The sequence below is a fragment of the Emticicia sp. GW821-FHT11C11 genome (assembly GCF_058808615.1).
In genome coordinates, this window is the sequence record NZ_JBXARV010000001.1 from 1,653,270 (window position 1) to 1,677,799 (window position 24,530).

The 24,530-nt window shown below is 42.0% G+C and carries 23 protein-coding genes; 11 read left to right on the forward strand and 12 right to left on the reverse strand.

All coding sequences use genetic code 11. The features are described 5' to 3' along the window. The first annotated feature begins 1 nt into the window (after position 1). The gene (locus AC1RRY_RS07045) at positions 2 to 862 is read left to right on the forward strand and encodes a dienelactone hydrolase family protein (RefSeq protein ID WP_492817031.1); all 861 of its coding nucleotides are present in this window, start codon (positions 2 to 4) and stop codon (positions 860 to 862) included. A gap of 8 nt (positions 863 to 870) precedes the next feature. On the opposite strand, the gene AC1RRY_RS07050 is transcribed toward AC1RRY_RS07045, so the two are convergent. From AC1RRY_RS07050 to iolB, 9 genes are read right to left on the reverse strand one after another with little or no spacing between them, the layout of a single operon-like run. Then, entirely contained in the window at positions 871 to 1,914 is a 1,044-nt protein-coding gene (locus tag AC1RRY_RS07050) for a LacI family DNA-binding transcriptional regulator (RefSeq protein WP_492817029.1), read from the reverse strand. Continuing rightward, positions 1,911 to 2,810: a myo-inosose-2 dehydratase gene (iolE, locus tag AC1RRY_RS07055; RefSeq protein ID WP_492817027.1), complete on the reverse strand. Its 900-nt coding sequence runs from the start codon at positions 2,808 to 2,810 to the stop codon at positions 1,911 to 1,913. The genes AC1RRY_RS07050 and iolE overlap by 4 nt, the downstream gene beginning before the upstream one ends. 40 nt (positions 2,811 to 2,850) lie before the next feature. Further along, complete coding sequence (gene iolD, locus AC1RRY_RS07060) at positions 2,851 to 4,722, reverse strand: 3D-(3,5/4)-trihydroxycyclohexane-1,2-dione acylhydrolase (decyclizing) (RefSeq protein ID WP_492817025.1); 1,872 nt, start codon at positions 4,720 to 4,722, stop codon at positions 2,851 to 2,853. 60 nt (positions 4,723 to 4,782) lie between these two features. After that, on the reverse strand, positions 4,783 to 5,727 hold the full coding sequence (locus tag AC1RRY_RS07065) for a class II fructose-bisphosphate aldolase (protein ID WP_492817024.1): 945 nt from the start codon (positions 5,725 to 5,727) through the stop codon (positions 4,783 to 4,785). Positions 5,728 to 5,782: 55 nt separating this feature from the next. Then, the gene (locus AC1RRY_RS07070; RefSeq protein ID WP_492817022.1) at positions 5,783 to 7,393 is read right to left on the reverse strand and encodes a sodium/sugar symporter; all 1,611 of its coding nucleotides are present in this window, start codon (positions 7,391 to 7,393) and stop codon (positions 5,783 to 5,785) included. Between the two features lie 54 nt (positions 7,394 to 7,447). After that, positions 7,448 to 8,476, reverse strand: coding sequence for an inositol 2-dehydrogenase (iolG, locus tag AC1RRY_RS07075; protein WP_492817020.1), 1,029 nt, complete (start codon positions 8,474 to 8,476; stop codon positions 7,448 to 7,450). Between the two features lie 50 nt (positions 8,477 to 8,526). Continuing rightward, complete coding sequence (locus AC1RRY_RS07080; protein ID WP_492817018.1) at positions 8,527 to 9,993, reverse strand: CoA-acylating methylmalonate-semialdehyde dehydrogenase; 1,467 nt, start codon at positions 9,991 to 9,993, stop codon at positions 8,527 to 8,529. Positions 9,994 to 10,023: 30 nt separating this feature from the next. Continuing rightward, positions 10,024 to 11,043: a 5-dehydro-2-deoxygluconokinase gene (iolC, locus tag AC1RRY_RS07085; protein WP_492817016.1), complete on the reverse strand. Its 1,020-nt coding sequence runs from the start codon at positions 11,041 to 11,043 to the stop codon at positions 10,024 to 10,026. A gap of 9 nt (positions 11,044 to 11,052) precedes the next feature. Then, positions 11,053 to 11,919 carry a 5-deoxy-glucuronate isomerase gene (gene iolB, locus AC1RRY_RS07090; RefSeq protein ID WP_492817014.1) on the reverse strand — a complete coding sequence of 289 codons (867 nt, stop codon included), beginning with the start codon at positions 11,917 to 11,919 and terminating at the stop codon, positions 11,053 to 11,055. A 502-nt stretch (positions 11,920 to 12,421) separates the two neighbouring features. Between iolB and AC1RRY_RS07095 the strand changes: the two genes are divergently transcribed. The 5 genes from AC1RRY_RS07095 to AC1RRY_RS07115 all read left to right on the forward strand — a co-directional run bounded on the left by AC1RRY_RS07095 (position 12,422) and on the right by AC1RRY_RS07115 (position 19,343). Next, a complete protein-coding gene (locus tag AC1RRY_RS07095; protein WP_492817012.1) occupies positions 12,422 to 12,985 on the forward strand; it encodes a YceI family protein in 564 nt (187 codons plus the stop codon). Between the two features lie 90 nt (positions 12,986 to 13,075). Further along, entirely contained in the window at positions 13,076 to 13,606 is a 531-nt protein-coding gene (locus AC1RRY_RS07100) for a DinB family protein (RefSeq protein WP_492817010.1), read from the forward strand. 148 nt (positions 13,607 to 13,754) lie between these two features. Beyond that, entirely contained in the window at positions 13,755 to 15,041 is a 1,287-nt protein-coding gene (locus AC1RRY_RS07105) for an NAD(P)/FAD-dependent oxidoreductase (protein ID WP_492817008.1), read from the forward strand. 164 nt (positions 15,042 to 15,205) lie between these two features. Further along, positions 15,206 to 17,539 (forward strand): ChbG/HpnK family deacetylase, encoded by a 2,334-nt coding sequence (locus tag AC1RRY_RS07110; RefSeq protein ID WP_492817006.1) that lies wholly within the window; start codon positions 15,206 to 15,208, stop codon positions 17,537 to 17,539. Between the two features lie 154 nt (positions 17,540 to 17,693). Continuing rightward, complete coding sequence (locus AC1RRY_RS07115) at positions 17,694 to 19,343, forward strand: amidase (RefSeq protein WP_492817004.1); 1,650 nt, start codon at positions 17,694 to 17,696, stop codon at positions 19,341 to 19,343. A gap of 2 nt (positions 19,344 to 19,345) precedes the next feature. On the opposite strand, the gene AC1RRY_RS07120 is transcribed toward AC1RRY_RS07115, so the two are convergent. Continuing rightward, positions 19,346 to 20,710, reverse strand: a complete 1,365-nt coding sequence (locus AC1RRY_RS07120) for a BatD family protein (protein ID WP_492817002.1) — start codon at positions 20,708 to 20,710, stop codon at positions 19,346 to 19,348. Between the two features lie 26 nt (positions 20,711 to 20,736). On the opposite strand from AC1RRY_RS07120, the gene AC1RRY_RS07125 reads away from it, so the two are divergent. Further along, a complete protein-coding gene (locus tag AC1RRY_RS07125; RefSeq protein WP_492817000.1) occupies positions 20,737 to 21,768 on the forward strand; it encodes a WD40/YVTN/BNR-like repeat-containing protein in 1,032 nt (343 codons plus the stop codon). A gap of 17 nt (positions 21,769 to 21,785) precedes the next feature. Here AC1RRY_RS07125 and AC1RRY_RS07130 read toward each other — a convergent pair whose 3' ends face one another. Further along, the gene (locus tag AC1RRY_RS07130) at positions 21,786 to 22,139 is read right to left on the reverse strand and encodes a DUF6249 domain-containing protein (RefSeq protein ID WP_492816998.1); all 354 of its coding nucleotides are present in this window, start codon (positions 22,137 to 22,139) and stop codon (positions 21,786 to 21,788) included. Between the two features lie 139 nt (positions 22,140 to 22,278). Between AC1RRY_RS07130 and AC1RRY_RS07135 the strand changes: the two genes are divergently transcribed. Further along, positions 22,279 to 22,854, forward strand: a complete 576-nt coding sequence (locus AC1RRY_RS07135; RefSeq protein ID WP_492816996.1) for an RNA polymerase sigma factor — start codon at positions 22,279 to 22,281, stop codon at positions 22,852 to 22,854. Between the two features lie 118 nt (positions 22,855 to 22,972). Next, positions 22,973 to 23,476, forward strand: coding sequence for a hypothetical protein (locus AC1RRY_RS07140; protein WP_492816995.1), 504 nt, complete (start codon positions 22,973 to 22,975; stop codon positions 23,474 to 23,476). On the opposite strand, the gene AC1RRY_RS07145 is transcribed toward AC1RRY_RS07140, so the two are convergent. Continuing rightward, positions 23,468 to 23,911: a GNAT family N-acetyltransferase gene (locus tag AC1RRY_RS07145; protein ID WP_492816993.1), complete on the reverse strand. Its 444-nt coding sequence runs from the start codon at positions 23,909 to 23,911 to the stop codon at positions 23,468 to 23,470. The genes AC1RRY_RS07140 and AC1RRY_RS07145 overlap by 9 nt on opposite strands. Before the next feature lie 57 nt (positions 23,912 to 23,968). Here AC1RRY_RS07145 and AC1RRY_RS07150 point away from each other — a divergent pair, with 57 nt between their 5' ends. Both AC1RRY_RS07150 and rpmB read left to right on the forward strand, forming a co-directional pair. Then, positions 23,969 to 24,139 (forward strand): C1orf53 family protein, encoded by a 171-nt coding sequence (locus AC1RRY_RS07150; protein WP_492816991.1) that lies wholly within the window; start codon positions 23,969 to 23,971, stop codon positions 24,137 to 24,139. An 87-nt stretch (positions 24,140 to 24,226) separates the two neighbouring features. Beyond that, positions 24,227 to 24,466, forward strand: coding sequence for a 50S ribosomal protein L28 (gene rpmB, locus AC1RRY_RS07155; protein ID WP_101725064.1), 240 nt, complete (start codon positions 24,227 to 24,229; stop codon positions 24,464 to 24,466). The last annotated feature ends 64 nt before the right edge of the window (positions 24,467 to 24,530 follow it).

Below are 24,530 nucleotides of genomic sequence, written 5' to 3' on the forward strand. Positions count from 1 at the left end.
TATGAATCAAGAAATTATTAATTTGTTCGACGAGTACACACATAAGCCACTCAATCGTGAGGAGTTTATGAAACGCCTGATAAAACTTACCGGAAGTACCGCTGCCGCATTGGCTGTGCTACCACTATTGGAAGTTAATTATGCGTATGCTGCAACCGTAAGCGAAGAAGATGAAGAGTTAATTATTGAGAGTATAACTTACCAAGGTGACGGCGTAACCATGCGTGGGTATCTGTGCAAACCTAAAAATGTAAAAGGTAAGCTGGGTACAGTAGCAGTTATACATGAGAACAGAGGGTTGAATCCGCATATTAAGGATGTAACACGGCGTGTAGCCAAAGAAGGATATCTGGCACTGGCTATTGATGCACTGTCTCCTTTTGGCGGTACTCCTGCTAATGAAGAGGAAGCCAGAGGTTTATTTGGTAAATTGGATAATCAGAAAAATATAAATAATTTTCTGAAAGGATTAGACTATCTGAGAACCAGACCGGATAGCAATGGAAAAACCGCTTGTGTAGGTTTTTGCTGGGGAGGTGGGCTGGCAAACCAATTGGCAGTTAACGATCCGAAATTAAATGCTGCGGTAGCTTATTATGGCAGACAAGCAGATGCTGCAGATGTACCTAAAATAAAAGCAAGACTTCAGCTTCATTACGGCGGATTGGACGAAAGAGTGAATGCGGGTATTCCGGCTTACGAAACGGCGCTGAAGGCGGCTGGTACTAAGTATGAATTATACGTATACGAGGGTGCGAATCATGCCTTTAATAACGATTTAGCACCGACACGATATAGTCCGGAAGCTGCGAAACTGGCTTGGGAACGAACATTAGGGCTGTTTAAAGAAACCTTGTCTTAATAGAAAATCTACAAAATTTTTAGTGAAGATTCACGAATCAACAGTTCAGGGGGAAGTATAATTTTTTCAAATTTCGCTTCTCCCTCTTTGTCTACATTCTGAGAGTTAAGAAAAAGCTGAGCGGCTTCTCTGCCGATTTCAAAACTTGGCTGAGATATGGTGGTAAGTGATGGCGTAATATAGGCCGATGAGGGGTCGTTATCAAAACCAACTACTGCAATATCGGCAGGAATATTTAATCCTTCTGAACGGATAACTGAAATGGCGCCAATAGCCGCCCGGTCGTTTACGGCAAAGATTCCATCCGGACGATTCGGATTGTCTAATAGAATCTTGGTAGGGAAAATGGCTCTGTCTGATAGAAACCCCGCTGTTTGAATTAAATCTTCGTCTACCGGAATATTGTTATTTTTTAAAGCATCAATATATCCTTCCATTCTTTTTTCTGAAACAGACGTGCCACTTGGCCCTTTCAGATGCGCAATTCTTTTGCAGCCCATCTTTATCAGGTGTTCTACTGCAATATAAGCACCATGATAATCATCAATCACTACACGGCTTGACTTGAAACCCTCATAGTCGCGGTCAATGAAAATCAGACTTTTATTGGCATTAATGATTCTGTCAAAGTGGCCATAGAAACCCAGATTGTAGGTCTCCTGACTTACTGACAGGAAAATGGCATCTACCCGGCTCGCTAATAATTGTTCTACATTCTGCGCTTCAATTTCGTGGCTTTCCTGTGAAATGAAAATACTGATGGTATAACCTAATGGCTGTAAAACCGATTGCAGACCTTCAATAACCGAAGCCTCAAGATTACTGTATTTGAGAGAGGGGATAACAACACCTAGCGAATATGTCTTTTTATTCAACAGGCTCAGCGAAACCTGATTCCGCTGATAATTCATTTTTTTTGCGTATTCCTGAATGGTTTTACGCGTTTCAATATTGATGGCATCGTGGTCATTCAGCGCCCTCGATACAGTCGAGGGCGAACACTTGAATTTTCTGGCAATGTCTTTAATGGTAATTTGAGACTGTCCACTCATATACCGAGGTTCTTTTTTATATAGTTTCTTGCAATCAGGGCATACTCTAAAGGATTCGCCTTCGCAGGATCTTGCTCAGCTTCTACAATTGCCCAGCCTTTATAGTTATTCTCCTGCAAGATAGAGAATATTGCCGGAAAATTGATACATCCTTCAATATCTCCCGGAACGGTGAATACGCCGTTCTTAACAGCCGTAAGGAAACTCCACTTTTCGTTGTGTACTTGTTGCAATACTTTCGGGCGGATATCTTTCAGATGCACATGGCCTACACGGCTGATATATTTTTTCAGAGCAGTAACCGGGTCTTCACCCGCAAAGAAGAAATGGCCGCAATCATAATTCAGAAATACATAATCAGAGTTAGTGTTTTCCAGAAACTTATCGGTCTCTTCTATAGTCTGAATGATAGTGCCCATGTGATGATGGAACGATAACTTAAAACCTCTGTCAGATGCTATCTTGCCCAGTTCGTTCATGTTTTCTCCGTACTTTTTCCAGTCGGCTGCTGAGTGCAACATACCTTTGCCTTCAAAAACCGGAACATTCTTTCCCTGACAGCTATTACCTGTTTCTCCGCCACCAACTATGGTGCAACCCATAGCACCCAGAAAGTCGAGCAGTTTATTAAACTCAACTACGTTTTCCTGTAATGATTTGGTGGTAAGCTCGTAGCTGAACCACTGATTAGCAATCTGCAAATTGCGTAGGTTCAGTGCTTTCTTCAGCACTTCTGTATCGCGTGGGTATTTGTTGCCTACTTCGCAGCCTTCAAATCCGGCCAATGCCATTTCACTGATGCATTGCTCAAAAGTATTTTCAGCCCCCAGTTCTGGCAGGTCATCGTTAGTCCAGTTAATAGGTGCTACTCCTAATTTTATATTATTAGTACTCATTGCCGTAACATTTAGTACGCTGTGGTTAACGCGTAATAGATTATAAATAGATTTTTTGTGTTTTCTTATTGGTTTTGTAAGTATCGAATGCCTTTTGAACGCTTTCAGACTCTGAAACTTCTGCAATAGGCACTTCCCACCAGGCGTTGTAGCCTTTTACGGTTCTGTACAGGCTGGTTTCAATGTAAATGACGGTGACTCTATCCTGAGTTTTAGAATCGGCTAAAGCCTGCTCTAACGATGCTCTGTCGGTAGCTTTTATCACTACTGCCCCGAGGCTTTCAGCATTTTTGGCTAAATCAACAGGCAGGAAATCACCTGATAATTGTCCGGAATTTTCGTCGCGATAAACATATCTGGTTCCGAAACGCTCGCTTCCTATACTTTCTGATAAGCCGCCGATACTGGCAAAACCATTATTATTGAGAAGCAATATGGTAAATCGGTATCCTTCCTGAATAGCTGTTACAATTTCGTGGTTATTCATAAGGTAACCGCCATCACCGCATATTACATATATTTCACGTGAAGTATCAGCCATTTTCGCTCCTAAACCGGCAGCAATTTCATAACCCATCGTTGAGAAACCATATTCCAGGTGGAAGTTTTTAGGGTCAGTTGCACGCCATAATTTATGTAAATCGCCGGGAGCAGAGCCGGAAGCATTAATCATAATATCGCGGTCTTCCATGAAACTGTTCAGGGTACCGATTACCACCGCCTGGTCGATAGGAGGTACTGTTCCATTACCTTCTGCATAGATATTAGTTACTTCTTCGTCCCATGCACGGTTCATTTCTGCAATGCGTGCCCGGTAGGAAGTCTCCACTTCAAAATCACCTAATAATTCACCCAGTTCTTCTAGCGTTACTTTGGCATCTCCAACCAATGGTAAAGCGGCATGCTTGAAGGCATCGAAATCTGAAATATTAATGTTGATGAATTGCACTTCAGGATTCTGGAAAATAGATTTGGATGCCGTTGTGAAGTCGCTGTAACGGGTACCTATACCAATTACCACATCGGCCTCGTTGGCTATTTCAATGGCATATTTGGTACCTGTAGCGCCTAGTCCACCCAATGCGTAAGGTGCATCGTAACGCACTGCCCCCTTGCCTGCAAAGGTTTCACCTACTGGTATGCCTGTTTTGGTAGCAAACGTGTGAAGTACTGAGTTAGCGTCACTATAAGTAGCTCCGCCTCCTGCCACAATTACGGGGGCTTTGGCGTTTTTTATAATATCAGCCGCTTTTAGCAAGGCAGTTTTATCAGGTCTCGGACGGGCAATATGCCATACTCTCTTTTTGAATAGTTCTTCGGGGTAGTCATACGCATGTGTCTGAATATCCTGTGGCATAGAGAGGGTAACTGTACCCATTTCTGCCTGAGAGGTAAGTACACGCATAACTTCGGGCAAAGAATAGATCAGTTGCTCGGGACGACTGATTCTATCCCAATATTTTGAGACAGGTTTAAAGCAATCGTTCACCGATATATCCTGTGTGCTGCTGCTTTCTAATTGTTGTAGAACCGGATTAGGCTCACGAGTAGCAAAAATATCACCGGGTAATAAAAGAACGGGAAGACGATTAATGGTTGCCAGTGCGGCTCCGGTAATCATGTTGGTTGCTCCGGGGCCGATAGAACTAGTGCAAACCATTGCCCCCAGGCGATTTTTAACTTTGGCATAGGCCACAGCCGTATGTACCATCGACTGCTCGTTGCGGCACTGATAATATCTGAAGTCAGGGTTTTGTTGCAGGGCTTGTCCTAATCCTGCCACGTTTCCGTGCCCGAAAATACCAAAGCAACCTCCGAAATAGAGTTGTTCTACACCATCTCTTTCGATGTACTGATTCTTTAAAAATTTTATAGTTGCCTGAGCAACGGTTAGCTTGATAGTATTTGCCATTTCAATGATGAATTAGTGAATGGTGAATTAGTGAATGAGTGCTTAATTTTTATTACTCAATTAACTAATTCCAAAATCTACACCCTTGCCAGTGGTGCCAAAATCGTCAAATTTATTCAGCATGAATTTTACGTATTCTTCCATCACCACCTTGCCCGGAGTAGTAGGAGCAAACTGGTCGGGTGTATCTCTGAAAAACTCACGTACAACCCTTGTCCATAATAAACGGGTGTCAGTTGCGATATTAATTTTACAAACACCCAAGGTGATGGCTTTCTGAATTTCGGCCATTGAAACCCCCTGAGCATCATCTTTCAGCGCACCTCCGGCATTGTTGATGCGACGAATTTCTTCCGGATTGACAGATGAACCTCCATGAAGTACAAGAGGAAACTCCGGCAGACGACGCTGGATTTCTTCCAGAATATGAAATTGTATGCCTTGTTTCCCTTTGAATTTATAAGCCCCGTGACTGGTGCCTACCGCAATGGCCAGACAGTCGCAATCGGTAGCATTGACAAATCTTTCTACATCTTCAGGATTAGTGTACGATGATTTACCTGCTTCCACAATGAGGTCATCTTCTATACCTGCCAGCACACCTAATTCTGCTTCTACGCTAATACCTTTGGCATGAGCTCTTTCAACAACGGCTTTGGTGCGGGTCACATTTGTATCAAAATTATCATGCGACGCATCAATCATCACTGAGGTGTAGCCTCCACTGTCAATGGCATCATAGATGTGCTCTTCTACACCGTGGTCTACGTGAACGGCATATACTACTTTAGGATATATTTTGGCTGCGGCCTCAATCATCGCTAACAGCATTTTGGGATGTGCGTAATCCCGGGCAAATGGGGTAGTCTGAACAATAAACGGAGCATTCGCTTTTTCAGCAGCGGCAAAAAGTCCGTGGACTTCTTCCATGAAAAACACGTTTACGGCCGGAATCCCGTATTTGCCGTAACTCTTTTTGAATATTTCTTTGGTTGTCAGGAGCATTACAATAATAATTTATAAATGTGGGGCAAAATTTGAGTTCGCCTGGATATCATTCTCACCAGAAAGCGGTATATAAAGCAGTTAAGACACCGCAGATAATAATGCTGCATATAATAAAGCCCATGGTAAAGTCAGGTTTCGGAATACCGATGTCCATGCCTTTAGAATTGTCTTTATTTTTAGAGGTCAAACTAATTGCTACCATCAGGGCAACTAATATCAGGAAGATGATTCCCATGCGGTCAAGGAATGGAATTTCTTCAAACCAGATTTTTGATGCCAGCGATAAAGGAATAGTAAGCAAGGCTGCCACCAATGCGGCTGTGCCGGTGGTACGTTTCCAGAATAAACCCAGGAAGAAAATGGCAAATACACCCGGGGTTATAAAGCTTGAATACTCCTGTACGAACTGATAGGCCTGGTCGAGCACTCTTAATTGAGGAGCAATCAGTACAGCAATACCCATAGCTACCCAAACAGCAATGCGGCCTACTTTTACCAGATGTTTATCAGATGCATCGGGTTTGATGTAAATCTTGTAAATATCTAATGAGAAAATAGTCGAGATACTGTTGGCTTTACCTGCCAATGAGGCCACAATGGCAGCAGTCAAAGCTGCAAAAGCAATGCCTTTTAAACCGGATGGTAGCAGGTTCAATAATACAGGATACGCATGGTCGGGTTTCACAACACCGGCAGCATCAAGCATTTCTTTCTGGAATACACCGTTTTGATACAATACAAAAGCGGCGATTCCGGGTATTACTACAATCAGAGGAATCAATAATTTTAGGAATGCGGCAAAGACTATACCCTGACGGGCCGTTTTTAAGTCAGCACCTAAAGTACGTTGTACAATGTATTGATTACAGCCCCAGTAGTTCAGGTTGTTAATCCACATGGCGCCAATGATTACTGTTAGGCCCGGAAGGTCTTTATAGTAAGGACTTGACTTTGGAAGAATCATGTGGAAATGCGCGTCTGTCTGTTGTTTTAGGGTACCAAATGCACTTAAAAGATTCGGAGTATTGAAATGTTTGGCGACTAAATCCATAGCCAGATAAGTAGTGACTAATCCACCTAAAACCAACACAACTACCTGTATTACGTCGGTATAACCGATTACTTTCATGCCACCTATGGTGATAACAATGGCAAAAACAGCCAGTGCAACAATCGAGATATTAAAGTCTACTCCGGCGGTTACTTCCAATGCCAGCGCACCTAAATAGAGAATTGAAGTAAGATTTACGAAAACATACAGTAACAACCAGAAAATGGCCATAGTAGTAGCTACCAGCGGATTGTATCTCTGGCGCAGAAACTGCGGCATGGTATAAATCTTATTCCGGAGATACACCGGCAGAAAGAAAACGGCTACTACCAGCAGTGTAGCGGCCGACATCCACTCATAAGAAGAGATAGCGAGCCCGATAGCAAAGCCTGAACCCGACATACCTATAAAGTGTTCGGCTGAAATATTTGAAGCTATTAACGAAGCACCTATCGCCCAGAATGTAAGCGAACCTTCGGCCAGAAAGTATCCTTTTGCTGTGTTGTTATCGGAGCTCTTTTTACGATATACCCAGTAGCCATAGCCACTTATCAATACAAAGTAAAAAAAGAAAACTACGTAATCGAGGGTATGCAAGCCGGGCGATTCCATTCGGATAATATGCTGGTTTAGGGTTGAATCTGGTGTTAGGTGTACTCTTCGAAACTATGCTGTAATGGCATTCAAAATCTCATCTATTTTTACTGGTCTGTCTTCCAGATACGATTGTTTGGCAGCCATGGCAATAGCAGTAGCCATTAGCCCGTCGTGTGCGTTTACGGGCACATTTTCGCCTGCCAGCACACTTGAAACAAAGACGTTTATTTCGTTCACATAGGCCTCGGCGTATCTTTCCAGAAAGAAATTAAGAGGCAACGACAGATGACCGCCTTTTTCATTATAATATTCGTGCGTATCGGGTGTATTGTTTTTGGTTTGTGTCATACCGCCTGAACCAAAGACCTCAATACGCTGGTCGTAACCGTAAACAGCCTTGCGGCTATTATCAATGACACCAATGGCGCCGTTGGCAAAAGTAAGCGTAGTAATGGCCGTGTCAATATCGCCTTCATCTCCGATGCGTGAGTCTACCAATACTTTAGCTTTGGAGTAAACCTCGGTTACTTCGCTGTTCATTACGTAACGAGCCATGTCAAAATCATGAATGGCCATGTCAAGGAAAAGCCCACCCGAAGATTTTACATACTGTATTTGCGGTGGATTAGGGTCACGGCTGGTGATTTTAAGAATGTGCGGGTCGCCGACCATTCCGCTGTGCACCATTTCTTTTACTTTCAGAAAGTTAGCGTCGAATCTTCTGTTAAAGCCCAGCATTAATTGAACATTTGCCAATTCTACGGCTTCTTTAGCCACAAGAATCTGCTCAATGCTCAGGTCAAGCGGTTTCTCACAAAAAATATGTTTGCCATGTTGTGCAGCTAGAATAGTATAAGGCACATGAGTAGGAGTAGGTGTACAGATAACAACTGCCTCCACTTCCGGATGTGTCAGAACGTATTCAGGGTTGGTAGAAACGTTTTCAACACCGTGTCTTCTGGCAAAATCCAACAAATTCTCAGTGATGTCAGCCGCAGCAACTACTTCTGCATTTTTTACCCGGGTAGCTATATTGGCCAAATGAATTTGCCCGATACGACCCAGACCTACGATGCCGATTTTTAAGGTATTCTTCATTAATAAATGTATAGGTAAGTATATAAATAGTTCAATTGATAATGGTTGAGTTAAAATTTACGTGTCCATTCTTTCAGCCAGCGTTCAATTACCACCTTGGTTTGGGTAAAGAACTCAACCGAATGCATGCCCTGCCCGTGCAGATCGCCAAAGAAACTGTCTTTCCAGCCCGAGAAAGGAAACTGTGCCATAGGCGCAGCTACACCGATGTTGATACCAATGTTTCCGGCATCAGCATCATGTCTGAATTTCCTTGCGCTGGCTCCGCTGCTGGTGAAGATACAGGCCGCATTGCCATAGTTGCCGCTATTGATAAAGTTGATGGCCTCGTCAACATCATTCAGGTGAAGCAGAGACATTACCGGACCGAAAATCTCGGTTTGAGTTACCTGGCTGCTGAGGGGTACGTCTTCAATAATAGTAGGCAAAATAAAGTTGCCGTTTTCATAACCTGAAACCCTTGCATTGCTTCCGTCAACCAATAATCGTCCGCCATCGCGTACACCCTGTTGAATCAGTTGTTCAACCCGGGTTTTGCTGGCAGGCGTAATAACCGGGCCCATCAGGCTTTTCTCGTCCAGTCCAAATCCGGTGGTACGGCCTTTAGCTGCCTCAACCAGACTTTCAGTAATCTGTTTATGGTCACCCACAGTAATGATGGTCGATGCCGCCAGACAGCGTTGTCCTGCACAACCATACACACTATCGGTTATAATCTGCGTAGTCATTTCAATATCGGCATCAGGTAATACCAGTACCGGGTTTTTAGCGCCACCCTGTGCCTGTACTCTTTTACCATACAATGCTCCTTGTGAATACACATAACGGGCTACATTGCTCGACCCTACAAAGCTGATAGCACGTATGGCCGGATGTTGCAAGATACCGTCTACTACTTCTTTAGTGCCATGAACCAGATTGATAACTCCGGCAGGCAAATCTAGTTTTTCTATCAGTTGCACCACCTTGGTCATGGTTAGGGGTACTTTTTCTGAAGGCTTAATGATATAGGTATTACCACAGGCAATAGCGTAAGGCAAAAACCAGAATGGAATCATACCCGGGAAGTTGAAAGGAGCAATGCAGGCACAGACACCAATCGGTTGGCGAATCATGAATTCATCTACACCACGGGCAATGTCTTCTGAGAAATCGCCCTGCATCATGGTTGGTATGCCACAGGCGTTTTCAACGTTCTCTATGGCGCGTTGCATTTCAGCCTTGGCTTCGCCAAAGGTTTTGCCGCTTTCTAATACTATAGTTCTTGAAATATCGTCGATATGGTCTTCAAGCAGCGTTTTCAACTTGAATAAATATTGCACACGGCGATGCGCCGGAACGTTTCTCCACTCCGGAAATGCCTTTGCCGCCGCTTCTGCTGCTTTCTGTACATCCTGTAATGAACCCTGTGGTACCAGCGCAATCACTTCCTGACTGGCAGGGTTTATTACATTCAATGTTTCACCTGAGTAGCCGTTTACCCACTGTCCGTCTATATAGTTGCTTAACTTTGTCATTATAATATTTAATAGAAATTTTCTTGAATCTTATATACCTCCTTTGCTATTGGCAAAGTCCATTGCTTCCTGCAGTGTAGCCATAAAGTTGGCACAACCATGCTTGGTTACCATAATGGCACCGGTGGCATTGGCCATGCGGACTGCCTTGAATAATTCCCAGCCTTGCAGATATCCGTACATGAATCCGGCAGCGAAAGAATCACCGGCACCCAGTACATTAATTACCTCAACCGGAAAACCGGGTACTTTTACTTCTTCTTTACCTTGTTGAAAAATAGAAGCGCCGTCAGCCCCGCGTTTCACGATAAGGGTTTTCACGCCCTTGTTCAGAATCTCCTGAATGGCGTTATCAATATTCCCTTGTATTTCCGGTGCGGAAATCTGCTGATGCTTAATCTCTAATTGTTTCGGGTCGGTCATGAACGCCGCCAGAATTTCTTCTTCTGTACCCAATACAAAGTCCATGTAAGGTAAGGCGGCTCTGATCGTTACACCGAAGGCCAGCGGGTCAAACCACTGATCGGCTCTGAAGTCAATATCTAAAGCAGTTACAGCTTTGTGCTTTTTTGCTTCTTCAATGGCATAAAACATAGCTGTACGGCTCGGGTCCTTACTAAAAGCAGTGCCCGAAAACATGACCGAGCGATACTGAGAAATATCTGCCTGACGGATATGTTCGAGATTGATGTTGATGTCGGCGCAATTGTCACGATAATATACCAGCGGGAATCTATCCGGAGGTTCAATGCCCAGAATAACGGCAGAACTGCGAGGCCCGGTCAGTGTAGGTATGATGGTGGTATCTATACCTTCTTTTTCAAGAAAATGAAGAATGAATTTACCGACCTGGTCGTTTCCTACGGCTGTGAGGAATCGGGTATTTAAGCCTAATCGCTGGCAACCAACGGCAATATTGAGCGGAGAACCGCCAACAAATGCTCCAAAAGAGGTAATATCAACAAAAGGAGAGCCAATATCATTAGAATACAGGTCAATAGAAGAGCGTCCTATTGTCAGAATATCGTATTTTTTATTGTTTTCTTGCATGTCGGGGTTTTATACGTTCATGTCTGCAGTTACAAGCGGAAGTCTGGAATCCTGTGTTTTCCAGCTGTCATATATCCACTCATGGTCAGGGTCATTGGTGGCAGTTAAGACCTGATCACTACCAGCCAGAAAATTAAGGTAATAGGCGTGGTAGCCATGGCAGGCTGCCACAGGATGATAACCTTTCGGAACCAACACCGCTTCGTTGTTTTTTGCCCGGATTATTTCGTCCAGACTACGGTCATACGTATACACTTGTTGGATAGCATAGGCCTGATGCGACTGGAATTTATAAAAATAAATTTCTTCCAGTTCAGCTTCTATCAGTTTCCCGTCTGCATCAATTTTTCGTTCATCGTGCTTGTGGGCAGGAAACGAACTCCAGTTACCTGAAGGTGTATACACTTCAACACAGACTATCCTGTCGCACGGGAAACCCGGCTGAATCAGGCTGTTGATTTGCCTGTTGGCATTATCACCACCGCGCAGTTCAATGGCTGCCTCATGTGGCTGTTTCAGATAAGGTGGAAAATCACGATCACTGACCACCCACGAATAGGCGATATCTAATGTTTCACTTGTAGCTGTAAGTGTGAGTTTAGTATGTCGGGATAAATAGAGTGTATGTGCAATGCCGCTAAAAACATCTTTCCGGCCATTCGTTATTTCCCAGTTTCCTTTGTCAGACTCCACCTTGAAATTACCACCCAGCACTACAATTGCTATTTCGTGGCCTGTTGTATCATATTGCCAGGTCTCGCCTTTCTTCATCAGGCGGGCACCGAAATTCAGATGTTTCCAGCCGGCTTCTTCAGCGGTAAAATTCTGATAAACAGGTTTAGGTTGTGGTTTGATTAACAGATTTTGGGATTTCATACGCCACACTATTGCTTTATATCGGTTTTTGTTGGAATGACTTGTCTAGACAAGTGAAGGTCAAAAATACAAGAACTCTATTGTATAGACAAGATTCTTTAAAAGAATAACAGTTATATGACCAATAACTATTGCAATAGTATTATATAAAGACTAAATATAAAAATATTTATTTTCGCAAACGTTTCAAATTGTCATGCAAACGTTTTAAATTATTTCTTTCAGAAACATGATTTTAAATAGGCAAAGAGTAGTGTGCCCGGTTTGGCTTATCCATTATTCTTAAGCCAAGGGCTAAAATCGGCATATTGAAGAAAAATGCCGAGAGATTCGGGGAGTATGTCGACTAATCGGGATATTTTTTGAAACGCTTTCTCATATTTGTTGAACTTAATCAAGTTATTGTTATGTTAAAGCAGGAAAAAAAACTTGTAGTTAAATTAAATGTATCTACATTTGTTATAAATCAATTCACTATTATTAATTAAATCATTTTAGACTAATGAAAAAAGCAGTTGTTTTGGTACTTGGCCTATTAGTATCGGTTGGTTCATTCGCACAGAAGTGGTCAGCGGATAAAGCGCACGCAAAAGTAAACTTTACTGTAACTCACTTGATGCTATCGGAAGTTGACGGTACTTTCAAGAGTTTTGATGCTACACTTACTTCATCAAAAGAAGATTTCTCTGATGCCGTTTTTGAATTGACTATCGATGCAAAGAGTGTAAACACTAATCAGGAAAACAGAGATGCGCACTTAAACAGAGCTGATATGTTTGATACTGAGAAGTTTCCGACAATTACTTTCAAAAGTACTTCTATTAAAAGTGTAGGACCAAAAAAATACCAGTTAGGTGGCGATTTGACAATCAAAGGTGTGACCAAACCTGTTACAATCGACCTTACATTGATCGGTACCAGCACTAACCGTCAAGGTAAAAAATTAGTAGGTTTCAAAGCGTCTGGTACTATCAACCGTACTGCATTCGGTGTAGGTGCTATGCCTTCAGCCGTTGTTAGCGAAGAAGTTGAATTGAGAGCGAGTGGTGAGTTTGTAGCAAACTAATATGAAATAATTTCTTTAAAAAGAGACTTGCTGTATATCGGGAAGTCTCTTTTTTATTACTTTTACCATAAACTTAAAACATCTATTACAATGAAAAGAACATCTTTACTATTAACCCTGCTGGCCTTACTGGTTTTCAGTTTTAAGGGCGCCTATGCTATTGATAAAGAGCAGATGATCAAAGAATGGGAGAGGGCAAAAGCCTATACCAAAGTGTATCTTGAAACAATGCCTGAAGATGGCTACGATTTCAAGGCATCGCCTGATATCCGTTCTTTTGCACAGCAATTATTACACCTGGCTGATGCCAACTACAATTTTGGCGCATTGGGTGGTGGTATCAAAAGTCCGGTAGAAAGAGGAGCTTGTGAGAAATCTCCGGATAAATCTAAAGCAGCTACTACCAAAATGGTTTTGGATAGCTACGATTTCGTGATTAATGCATTGAAAGGCGTGACTGACGCCCAATTGAAAGAGATGGTAACATTTGGAAACAGAGGCGAAATGAGCAAAGAACTGATATTTGCGAAGGCATTTGAGCATCAGACTCACCATCGTGGACAGACAACCATTTACATCCGTCTGAAAGGTATTAAACCACCTAATGAAATGTTATTCTAACATAAGCAAAGCCCGCCGGTAAATATATCTGAGCGGGCTTTTTTATTTGCTAAATCTGCAGAATAATTCTAAAAAAACTGAACAAAATAGTAGGTTAGAGCGTTTTCTTATTAGAAAAATCCAAATGGGCTTCGGCCATTTATATACTATGGAACCTAATATTCCTGATACTTCTCAAAAACGCATCGTGATAGTGGGTGCAGGTTTTGGGGGCTTGGCGTTAGCACAAAAACTCGCTAAAAATGATGTTCAGATTGTTTTAATAGACAGAAACAATTACCACCAGTTTCAGCCGCTTTTTTATCAGGTAGCTATGGCTGGTCTCGAGCCGAGCTCTATTTCTTTTCCGCTTCGGAAAATATTCCAGAAAAAGAAAAACGTGCATATTCGTATCACCAAAGTTACCAAAATAGTACCTGCGGAAAACAGGATTGAAACAGAACTGGGCGATATTGCATACGATTACCTGGTATTGGCGATGGGAGCCGGAACCAATTTCTTCGGTATGCAGAACATGATTGAAAATGCCATACCTATGAAATCGGTATCGGAGGCTATTTACCTGAGAAACCGGGTATTGCAGAATTTTGAAGATGCGTTGACCGCAGAAGATGCCGAAACGCGCGAAGGCCTGATGAATATGGTTGTGGTAGGAGGTGGGCCAACCGGAGTTGAAGTATCTGGTACGCTCGCCGAAATGAAAAAAATTATCTTGCCGAAAGATTATCCGGAGCTTGATTTCAACTTAATGAAGATTTATTTGTTTGAATCGTCACCGGAAGTTCTGGAAGTGATGTCAGATGAAGCTTCTGCTAAAGGAAAAGAATATCTTGAACGGTTGGGTGTAATAGTTAAGACGGGTGTAAGAATTACCGATTTCGACGGCAAACATGCCTATACCAGTAATGGTGAGAAAATCCGCACAAACAACGTAGTATGGGCGGCCGGTGTGAAAGGCAATACAATTGAAGGTTTTGCTCCTGAAATTTATGGAAGGGCAGGACGTATGAAAGTAAATGAGTTCAATCAGGTGGAAAGTTATCAGAATATTTTTGCTGTAGGTGACATCGCCGTCATGAGCGGAGATGAAAAATATCCTAACGGGCACCCACAGGTGGCTCAGCCGGCCATACAGCAGGGCAAGTTACTGGCGAAGAATATTATCAATCTGATGAAGCATGAGCAACCGGTGCCTTTCAGTTATAACGATTTAGGTTCAATGGCTACTGTCGGAAGGAACCTTGCCGTGGTAGACTTACCTTTCTGGAAATTCCAGGGAGCTTTTGCCTGGTATGTCTGGATGTTTGTACACCTCATGTCGATTCTCGGTATTAAAAATAAGCTGATGGTGTTTATTAACTGGGTTTGGAGTTACGTAACTTACGACCAGTCGTTGAGGTTGATTATCAGACCCAAGACGAAAGCGAATAATTGAGAAATGATTATATAGTGGGAGAGAATGGAAATTCTCTCTTTTTTTGTTTTAAGGCGGCCGCAGAACGGGCCGTAAACAAGAAATTATGAAAATCACGGGATATTCTTTACCTTTCATCAGTTTTTCAACCTGATATTCAATAAAATACCTATTCAAAATTACCTATGAGAAAGACATTTCTACTGCTTTTGTTGAGCGTGTATGTATTTGCTCAACAAAATACTTCTTTGCCCAGAAGTACCCCCGAAGCCGAAGGGGTTTCAAGTGAGGGAATCAACCAGTTTTTAGAAGCGGCATCAAAAAGTAAACATGAGTTTCACAGTTTCATGATTCTTCGTCACGGCAAAGTGGTGGCAGAAGGCTGGTGGAATCCTTACCGTGCAGACCTGAAACATACCATGTATTCGTGCAGTAAGAGTTTTACAGCCACTGCCGTAGGTTTTGCTGTAGCAGAAAAAAGACTGACTGTTGATGATAAGGTAATATCATTTTTCCCGAACGATTTGCCTAAAACCATAAGCCCTAATCTGGCAGAGCTGAGAGTAAAAGACTTATTGAGTATGAGCGCCGGACAAGTCCCTGACCCAACTGGACCCGTTGCTATCAGCGACAATTGGGTAAAAACTTTTTTGAGTACACCCATCGTCAATAAGCCCGGCACGAAGTTCCTGTATAATTCTGTTGCCACTTATATGCTTTCGGCCATTGTGCAAAAAGTGACCGGTGAGAGAATTGTTGATTATCTGAAACCGCGATTATTTGATCCGCTTGGAATTGAAGGCGTAGACTGGGAGGTTGATCCTAGCGGTATTAATACAGGCGGGTGGGGATTAAGAGTTAAAACCGAAGACATGGCTAAATTCGGCCAGTTGTTTTTGCAAAAAGGCAAATGGAAAGGAAAACAGATACTGCCCGCTGCATGGGTAGAAGAGGCATCAACCATGAAAATCATGCAAGACCCGGATGCTCCGCAGGCCAAAAAGGACTCGAGCGACTGGCTACAGGGGTACTGCTACCAGATGTGGCGCTGTAGAAATAATGCCTACCGGGGTGATGGCGCCAATGGCCAATTTATCATTGTGATGCCCGAGCAGGATGCCGTCGTTTTATTGACAGCCGAAGCACCCGATATGCAGTCGGAAATTAATTTGGTCTGGAAATACATTCTTCCGGCTTTTAAGCCTAAAAAATTACCTGCCAATTCAAAAGCACTTGCTGCTTTAAGAGAAAGAACAAAGCAACTGGCATTGCCGGTTTCACAGAAAAAGGCAGGTTCAGCCTTGGAAGCGAAGATATCGGGCAGAACTTTTGGAGTAATAGCTAAAGACAAAGGACTTGCCAGCGTTGGTTTTGATTTTAAAAACAATGTGTGTTATCTGAGCCTGGAAACAGATTCTGTCACGCATCGTATTCCGTTTGGGGCAGGTAAATGGGAGTATAGTGAAACAACCAAATTCGGGCCTTATCTTGTCGCCCGGGCAAAGGCTAACCGTTCAAACTTAGCGCCTTTTAAAATAGCAGGCAGCTATACCTGGCAAGACGACAACACCCTTGAACTGACTTTAAGATACATTGAAAGTCCGCATACAGAGACCATCAAATTTGCTTTTGACGGCGACAATGTGACAGTTGAGTTTGCCAGTATTTTCAATAAATTGAGCAAGAAGGGTGTTTTAAGAAAAGAACGAAATAATGCGCCTAAACTGATTATTCGCGGCGATGACATGGGTTATTCTCACTCGGGTAATGAAGCATTAATCAAATCTTACAAAGAAGGTATTCAGACATCTATAGAAGTTATTGCTCCGTCACCGTGGTTTCCGGAGGCTGTAAAGTTATTGGAGCAGCATAAAAGAACTGATGTGGGATTACACTTTGCCATTACCAGCGAATGGGATAACGTGAAATGGCGACCACTAACAGATGCACCGAGTTTAAGAGACAAAGACGGTTATTTTTATCCGATGCTCTTCCACAATAATAACTATTCTCAGCAGGCTATCATGGATAACCCCTGGAAACTGGCTGATATAGAAAAAGAACTACGGGCGCAGATTCAATTGGCCTTGAAGTATATTCCTCGTCTGAGCCATATTTCAGGACACATGGGAAGTGTAGCTTTCACGCCTGAAGTAAAAGAAATGAGTAAACGGGTGGCGAAAGAGTATAATCTTGCCTTGGTTGATGCTGATTCACAAAAGGATTTTGGTATCAGTTACACCGGATTCGACTTTAGAAATAAGACTACAGAAGAAAGAATAGATGCGTTTATCGGCATGCTGGATAAACTGGAGAATGGTAAAACTTATGTATACGTTGAACACCCCGGCCTCGATAATGACGAACTGAAAGCCATTTACCACATCGGTTATGAAGATGTGGCACAAGGCAGACAGGATGTAACTTATATTTTTACCAGCGACAAAGTGAAAGAAGCCATAGAGCGGAAGGGCATTAAACTGGTAAGTTATAAGGATGCTATTAAGGCTCAGAAATGACAAGAAATGCATGACAAAAAGCCAATACTGATTTCAGTGTTGGCTTTTTATTGTTCAAAGCTTTTGTTTTCAATTTTCAGTGATTATTGAATTCTATTTTTCTGAAATTTAGCTATATTGTTATCCTAAACAATCAACAATACTACCTTTCACAATGAAAAGACTTTTACTACCCTTTGCCTGCCTTGCATCTCTAGGGCTTGGTGCATTTATCATGAAGGTGGCAGATAACCGACCTATAACTGTAGAGGTCATTAATCAGGCTGAGAAAATCCTGGGCCTTGACTTTACTGATGCCGAAGCAGACTCCATGATTAATGATTTGAATGATAACAGAAAAGATTTTGAAAGCATCAGGAAAAAACCTCTCGATAATAGTGTAACACCTGCTTTATATTTCAATCCACTACCGGTTGGTTTTGAATTTGAGAAAAAATACGAGCCCTTCAAAGCCTCTCCATTAGGAGCGGTCAGTTTACCTTCCAATAAAGACGAGTTAGCCTATTATTCTGTAAGAGAACTGGCTGAGTTGATTAGAACACAGAAAATATCTTCGGTTGAACTTACACGATTTTTCATTGAAAGACTCAAAACATACGATACAAAACTCCATTATGCCGTCACTATTACAGAAGACCTGGCATTGAAGCAAGCGGCACAGGCTGATAAGGAGATTAAAGCCGGAAAATACAGAGGGTTGTTGCATGGCATTCCTTATGGTGCCAAAGATTTATTAGCCGTAAAGGGTTACAAAACTACCTGGGGCTCAGTGCCATATAAAGAACAGATAATTGACCAGGATGCCGTGGTGATTCAAAGACTGGAAAAGGCAGGAGCAGTGCTTTGTGCCAAGCTGACTTTGGGAGAACTGGCAATGGGCGATGTATGGTTTGGTGGCAAAACATTGAATCCCTGGGATTTGAAGCGGGGTTCCAGTGGTTCTTCCGCCGGGTCTGCATCGGCAGTGGCAGCCGGGCTTTTGCCTTTTGCCATAGGTAGCGAAACGCTGGGGTCGATTGTGTCTCCATCTACGGAATGCGGAACTACCGGATTAAGACCTACTTTTGGCAGGGTACCAAGAACCGGAGCGATGGCTTTGAGCTGGAGCATGGATAAGCTAGGGCCGATTTGCCGTACTGTTGAGGATTGTGCCATTGTTTTCAATGCCATTCAGGGGCCGGACGGACAGGACTTTACCTGTATGCAGGCACCTTTTAACTATGATGGATCGAAAGGTTTGAAGGGCATCAGAATAGCCTATCTGAAAAGTGATTTTGAGCGCAAGTATCCAACTAAAACGATGGATTCTCTTAGTTTGCAGGTACTGAAAAAACTAGGCGCCGAGCTTATACCATTAGAATTGCCCGATCTCCCGTCTAACGATATCAGTTTTTTGCTGGGAGTTGAAGCCGCCGCCGCATTTGACGAACTCACGCTATCGGGTAAAGACGATTTAATGGTGAGACAAGGAAAAAATGCATGGCCCAACGCTTTTCGTTCGGCTAGATTCATTCCGGCGGTTGAGTATATCCAGGCGAACCGCCATCGTACTTTGTTGATTCAGGAAATGGAAAACAAGCTGAAAGGTATTGATGTGTATCTTTCTCCGGCTTTCGGACGAAACCTGACCTTAACCAACCTGACGGGGCATCCATGTGTAGTGCTGCCTAATGGTTTCAGACAGGAGGGAAGGCCAACCAGTATTACTTTTATGGGTAAATTGTTCGGTGAAGCAAAACTGTTGCAGGTGGCCAAAGCATATCAGGATGCCACCGATTTCCATAAAAAACATCCGGTTTTATAAAGCTATTTATCCTTTTTTTTCCAACTAAAAAGATAAAGACAACCCATTACCATACAAATTATCAGGAAGTTTGATATGTTTTTGATAACTTCCTGATAATTAGTCAGTATAAGTGAAGTATCGAGCCTGTCGATTCCGGCAAAAATATCTTCAGATGCATCAGACTCCTTGTCATCAATGGCTTTACCCAAAACCTTTATTTTTATCTTTGATTTGAGCGTATCGTAAGCCTTGTTTTTAGTATTGAAGAAAATCCAGTAAAAGTATTTGTCAAGCGATTGCTGTCCTGAATCTTTAGGCACCACACGGTATCTGAATTCTTTTTCCTGCAGAGTAAAATCTCTGTTATGTTCTTCCTTGATTTCTGGCGGATAAAAATCGAAGAAGCTATCATTCACCGGAGATGAAACATTGATAGTGGAAAAATTCCCTCGTCCAACTATTTTGAAACTGTAATTAAAGCTCTTACCTGTATTTATTTTTCTTGTCTCAATTTCTTCTACCAGATCGAAATCTCCCGCAACAACTTTATCTTTCAACGGGTGGTCAGGCAAAGCCTCTACCTTGACGGTGAACGGTTTGCTGGCGAAGCTGATAATTTCTTTGTCGTCACTTTTCCTTTTTTGCTGTTCCATTTTCAATTCGACTGATGGAATTACCACAGGCTGGGCATTAAGAGGAAAGTAAATAGCTTCAAAAAACTTATAAACCAGAAACTTCTTATCGTTAATCGTGCGGTGCTCTTCTACTATATTGGTAATATTGATTCTTTCTTCCAGGCAATCCGGCGACTTTATTTTCTTGGCAATGGCATCCACCTGTGCATTTAAATTATCTGGAAAAACCATTTGCATGGTATTAGTTTCGGCAATATAAAAAGCCAGCGAAACCCTGAAACCCTCACTTACATAAACCGAAGTTTTGTCAATATTCAGCGCCAGAAAAGCATTTTCCTTGATGTCGTCCAGGCTGATTACCTCATTGTTTTCTTCCTCCTCTTCGTCTTTAGGTGCGGCCACGGTTACGGTTATGGGTTCAGACTCAAAAATTCGGCCGTTGACGGTCAGTTCAAAAGAAGCAATTCTGAAAACTCCGTCTCTTATCGGTGAGTAGTTCTGAGTAATTGTATGTAGCTGCCCTTTGGCATGTGTTATTTTTCTATCAGTTTTGGTGAAACCCGGTATGTCAGGAAAATTGCTGACCGTAGACTTATCGCTCCCTTTTATAATCACATTGACCACCAGAACCTCGTCAAGCATCAGATTCTTTTTCCCAAATTCTATTTTTACATCTTCCTGTGCAATGGCAAAAAAGCTGATAGTAAAAAGGAAAACAGTGGTAATAAATATGTATATTCGTTGCTTCATTTTACAAAAATATACCTCTATTCTGAATGATTGATATGATTAACTTTATTTTTAAGAAAAAACGTTTTTACCTTTTAATAATTTTATCGTTCACAAACGCCAAAGCCCAATGGATTAAACAGTATGCAGGCACTGATGCCTCGTTCCGTTCTATTTCTGCCGTAAACAATAAGGTTGTCTGGGCCGGTGGTACGAAAGGCACGGTATTAAAAACTATAGATGGCGGTACACAATGGCAGGTTTTAAAAGTAACAGGTGCCGAGACTTTAGATTTTAGAGATATACACGGGGTAAGTGATCAAACTGCCTTTGCCATGAGTGCCGGAGAGGGAGATAAAGGGGCTGCAAAAATTTATAAAACTACCGATGGCGGTGAAAACTGGCGTGTGATATTCCAGACTACTGAAAAGGGTACTTTTTTTGATTCGTTCGATTTCTGGAATGAAAAAGAGGGTATACTGATCGGTGACCCGGTGGACGATAAACCATATATATTAAGAACACTGGATGGTGAAAAATGGGAGCGAATTGCTCCGGAGAAACTACCGGCAATCAAACCAGGTGAGGCTTCTTTTGCGTCCAGCGGTACCTGCGTTAATACAAGAGCTAAAAAACTGGCATGGATAAATACACAAAGCCGTGTTTTTTATACCACAGATAAAGGAGAAAGCTGGCAGGTAGCAGAAACACCATTTAAACAAGGCGAAACATCAGGTATTTTTGGTTTACATTTTTACACCGATAAGGATGGTATTGCAACAGGTGGCGATTACAAGGATGATAAGAAAGTGTCGGATAATGTGGCCATCACACATGATGGCGGGAAAACCTGGACACTGACCGGACAAGCAAAACCTGATGGTTTGAAAGAATCAAGTTGGGTATTACCCGATAAAAGCCTGATTGTAGTAGGTACATCGGGTACGGGTATTTCAGAAGACTTTGGAAAAACGTGGAAAGCCGTTGATACGGAGCCTTTCCACGCTGTTTCATGTTATAAAAATGACTGTTGGGCTATTGGTGCTAAAGGGAATTTAGCCAAATGGAAAGGTCGTTAAGAGACCTCGTCGTTTGGTTATTCTTTAGATTTACGGTCGAGCTGCAATTGAACGTAATAAGACACAAGCAGACCTAAACCACCGAAGATCAGAATCAAGGCCGGATAAAGAGCTTCAGATTCGTCCTTGATGCTTTCAATCATGTTGGCTATAAAAATGCCCAGACCCACACCTACGAATAGACAACCCCAACGCAGGGCAGAAGCAGGATTTACCTTAGTGCCTTCTTTTTGTGGTGGAGTGAGGCCTCTTTCAATCATGGCCATTTTTTCGTCGTTGTCAAATTTTCTTAAAATAATCAGTAGCCCGACAAGTCCGAAAATGGCTGATACCGGAATAGCGATAGCGACTATTGCATTAGCAGAATCCATAATTATGTACGTTTTTTGATAGTGAAATAAGAATCTGGCGATAGGATGCAGCGTATTTAAATGAGGTTACAGGCAGACGGAAAAAAAAATATTTCATAATGAGTGTAACGTTTAACAGAATGGTGCATCCAATGGACCAGTGAACAACGAACAGAAAGATATTACCCTACTGAAACGCATGCAGGCTGGTGATAGGTTAGCTTACAAAGAGTTAATCTATCGTCATAAAGACTATGCTTTTACAGTGGCATATAGAATTCTGAATAACAGAGAAGATGCTGAAGAAGTGGCGCAGGATGCCTTTTTGCAGGTGTATAAGCATATGAATCATTTTAATTTTGATTCTAAATTTACCACCTGGTTTTACAGAATAGTCTTTAATGCGGCTTTGATGCAAAAAAGAAAAACTCGTATCTTTACTGAAGATATTGAGACATCGACCCAAGCGCTGATGGTCAGCTCACAGACAGATACCACCGAGCATATCAGAAGTAAGGAACGAAGCAAAGCTATTCAATATGCTATGCAAAATCTGTCGGCTGACGATGTTCTACTCATAACCTTATTCTATTTGCAGGAACAAACACTGGAAGAAATTGCGGAGATTATAAAAATAAGTGCAGAAACCGCCAAGGTGAAATTGTTCAGAGCAAGAAAACGATTAGCAGAGGAGATGAGAAAAAACCTGAAAGAAGAAGTGAGAAGCCTGATGTGAAAGCAAAGGAAGACATGGAATTATATTATAACCGGAATAATTACGTTGATACGAGACAGAGCTAAGATATTTATAAACGTAAAGCCTTCGGTTTCATAATAAAAAATTAAGAAGAGAGATGTTGAAAGACGAACAAATATTTGAGATTCTGGACGGCACTGCCACAGAAGATATTCTGCAGCAGCATGCTTACGAGATAGCGCATTCAGAGGCCTATCAGAAATATTTTAAGGAATTGGAAACACTGCACCTTGATATGGCCAGTATGCCTTTGGAGAAACCGTCAGCCGACTTTACTGAAAACGTGCTGGCTGCTGTTCCGACTCCGTTGCCTGTTGTAGTGGTTTTCAGGAAAAAATCATGGACCGGAAAGCTCTCTTATGTATTTTTTGGTCTGGTCATGATAGCATTACTGGCAACAGTAACAGTGGCTTTACTATCAACCCAAAGCTATGGTGATATCGACACCTTACAGTTGCCTAGTTTTGAGGGTGTAAGAAATTTTCTAATGGGAGATTTTATTAAAATTATTGTGTTGATAAATCTAATAGCCATGCTTGTGATTTTTGACCGGAAGGTACTAAGACCTTATTTTGGTCACAAAAAGGTGACATTAGGTTAGTTCCATCAGGAAACTGAATCCGTGTTTTCTGAACCCGAGCGACTCATAGAATTGATGCGCCTGTTCCCGGCGGATGTTACTGGAAAGTGCCATTTTATAACATCCTTTAGCTTTGGCATATTGCAGGGCATATTCCATCATTTTTTTGCCGATTCCCTGTCCTTGTAATCCGGGTAATACGCCAACATCTTCTACAACAGCAGAGGGCGTGCCCATGTGGGCCATGTTTTCCATTATTAGCAGGGCAAAAGTTCCTACAGGTTTCTGGTCGTATTCGGCTATAAAAGCACGATAGTCCGGATATTGACTTTGTTTGATGAAGATTTTCCGCGCTTCTTCAACTGTAAGTACTTTATTGTTGTCGAGAGCCTGGGCGTAAATATGTAAAATGGCAGGTACATCATCAATAGTTGCCACACGGATAGTCAAATTCATATTTTGATGAACGTTTAATTAGAAAGAAATTTAATCATACAGCAGAATATATCAAAATTGGGCGAACAGAAAAATAGTAAAGACAAAACTGTTTTACCTGCGCTTACAGCAGAAGATTATTATTTTGAAGGTGAATTGATGGTTTTTACAGCAATTTATCACAAAAAAAGAGGTTATTGTTGTAAGAACGGATGCAGGCATTGTCCGTATAGTTTCAAAAAAAAGTGAAACTTGTTTTTTTATTTAAGAAATAATTACGATTTTTGCACTCCCGTTTAAGGAATTCCATTTTTTCATAGAAAATATTATAATACAATGGCAAAGGTTTGTCAAATTACTGGTAAGAGAACACAAGTCGGTAACAACGTATCGCACGCTAACAATAAAACAAAGCGTAAATTTTTCCCGAATCTGAAAACTAAGAAATTCTTCTTAGAGTCAGAAGGAGTATGGGTATCATTGAAAGTTTCGACTTCAGCCCTTCGTACTATCAACAAAAAAGGCTTAGAAGCTACTTTGATTGATGCAGCTCGCAAAGGTACATTGGCGTTATAAGATATATTCTCGTTAGTAGATAAAAAGCATGGCTGTAGCAGTCATGCTTTTTGTTTTTATTTGT

What these genes read in the sequence shown, in the direction of transcription:
- AC1RRY_RS07045 (WP_492817031.1), top strand. Translation starts at nt 2, where the DNA reads ATGAATCAAGAAATTATTAATTTGTTCGACGAGTACACACATAAGCCA.
- AC1RRY_RS07050 (WP_492817029.1), bottom strand. Translation starts at nt 1,914, where the DNA reads ATGAGTGGACAGTCTCAAATTACCATTAAAGACATTGCCAGAAAATTC.
- iolE (WP_492817027.1), bottom strand. Translation starts at nt 2,810, where the DNA reads ATGAGTACTAATAATATAAAATTAGGAGTAGCACCTATTAACTGGACT.
- iolD (WP_492817025.1), bottom strand. Translation starts at nt 4,722, where the DNA reads ATGGCAAATACTATCAAGCTAACCGTTGCTCAGGCAACTATAAAATTT.
- AC1RRY_RS07065 (WP_492817024.1), bottom strand. Translation starts at nt 5,727, where the DNA reads ATGCTCCTGACAACCAAAGAAATATTCAAAAAGAGTTACGGCAAATAC.
- AC1RRY_RS07070 (WP_492817022.1), bottom strand. Translation starts at nt 7,393, where the DNA reads ATGGAATCGCCCGGCTTGCATACCCTCGATTACGTAGTTTTCTTTTTT.
- iolG (WP_492817020.1), bottom strand. Translation starts at nt 8,476, where the DNA reads ATGAAGAATACCTTAAAAATCGGCATCGTAGGTCTGGGTCGTATCGGG.
- AC1RRY_RS07080 (WP_492817018.1), bottom strand. Translation starts at nt 9,993, where the DNA reads ATGACAAAGTTAAGCAACTATATAGACGGACAGTGGGTAAACGGCTAC.
- iolC (WP_492817016.1), bottom strand. Translation starts at nt 11,043, where the DNA reads ATGCAAGAAAACAATAAAAAATACGATATTCTGACAATAGGACGCTCT.
- iolB (WP_492817014.1), bottom strand. Translation starts at nt 11,919, where the DNA reads ATGAAATCCCAAAATCTGTTAATCAAACCACAACCTAAACCTGTTTAT.
- AC1RRY_RS07095 (WP_492817012.1), top strand. Translation starts at nt 12,422, where the DNA reads ATGAAAAAAGCAGTTGTTTTGGTACTTGGCCTATTAGTATCGGTTGGT.
- AC1RRY_RS07100 (WP_492817010.1), top strand. Translation starts at nt 13,076, where the DNA reads ATGAAAAGAACATCTTTACTATTAACCCTGCTGGCCTTACTGGTTTTC.
- AC1RRY_RS07105 (WP_492817008.1), top strand. Translation starts at nt 13,755, where the DNA reads ATGGAACCTAATATTCCTGATACTTCTCAAAAACGCATCGTGATAGTG.
- AC1RRY_RS07110 (WP_492817006.1), top strand. Translation starts at nt 15,206, where the DNA reads ATGAGAAAGACATTTCTACTGCTTTTGTTGAGCGTGTATGTATTTGCT.
- AC1RRY_RS07115 (WP_492817004.1), top strand. Translation starts at nt 17,694, where the DNA reads ATGAAAAGACTTTTACTACCCTTTGCCTGCCTTGCATCTCTAGGGCTT.
- AC1RRY_RS07120 (WP_492817002.1), bottom strand. Translation starts at nt 20,710, where the DNA reads ATGAAGCAACGAATATACATATTTATTACCACTGTTTTCCTTTTTACT.
- AC1RRY_RS07125 (WP_492817000.1), top strand. Translation starts at nt 20,737, where the DNA reads ATGATTGATATGATTAACTTTATTTTTAAGAAAAAACGTTTTTACCTT.
- AC1RRY_RS07130 (WP_492816998.1), bottom strand. Translation starts at nt 22,139, where the DNA reads ATGGATTCTGCTAATGCAATAGTCGCTATCGCTATTCCGGTATCAGCC.
- AC1RRY_RS07140 (WP_492816995.1), top strand. Translation starts at nt 22,973, where the DNA reads ATGTTGAAAGACGAACAAATATTTGAGATTCTGGACGGCACTGCCACA.
- AC1RRY_RS07145 (WP_492816993.1), bottom strand. Translation starts at nt 23,911, where the DNA reads ATGAATTTGACTATCCGTGTGGCAACTATTGATGATGTACCTGCCATT.
- rpmB (WP_101725064.1), top strand. Translation starts at nt 24,227, where the DNA reads ATGGCAAAGGTTTGTCAAATTACTGGTAAGAGAACACAAGTCGGTAAC.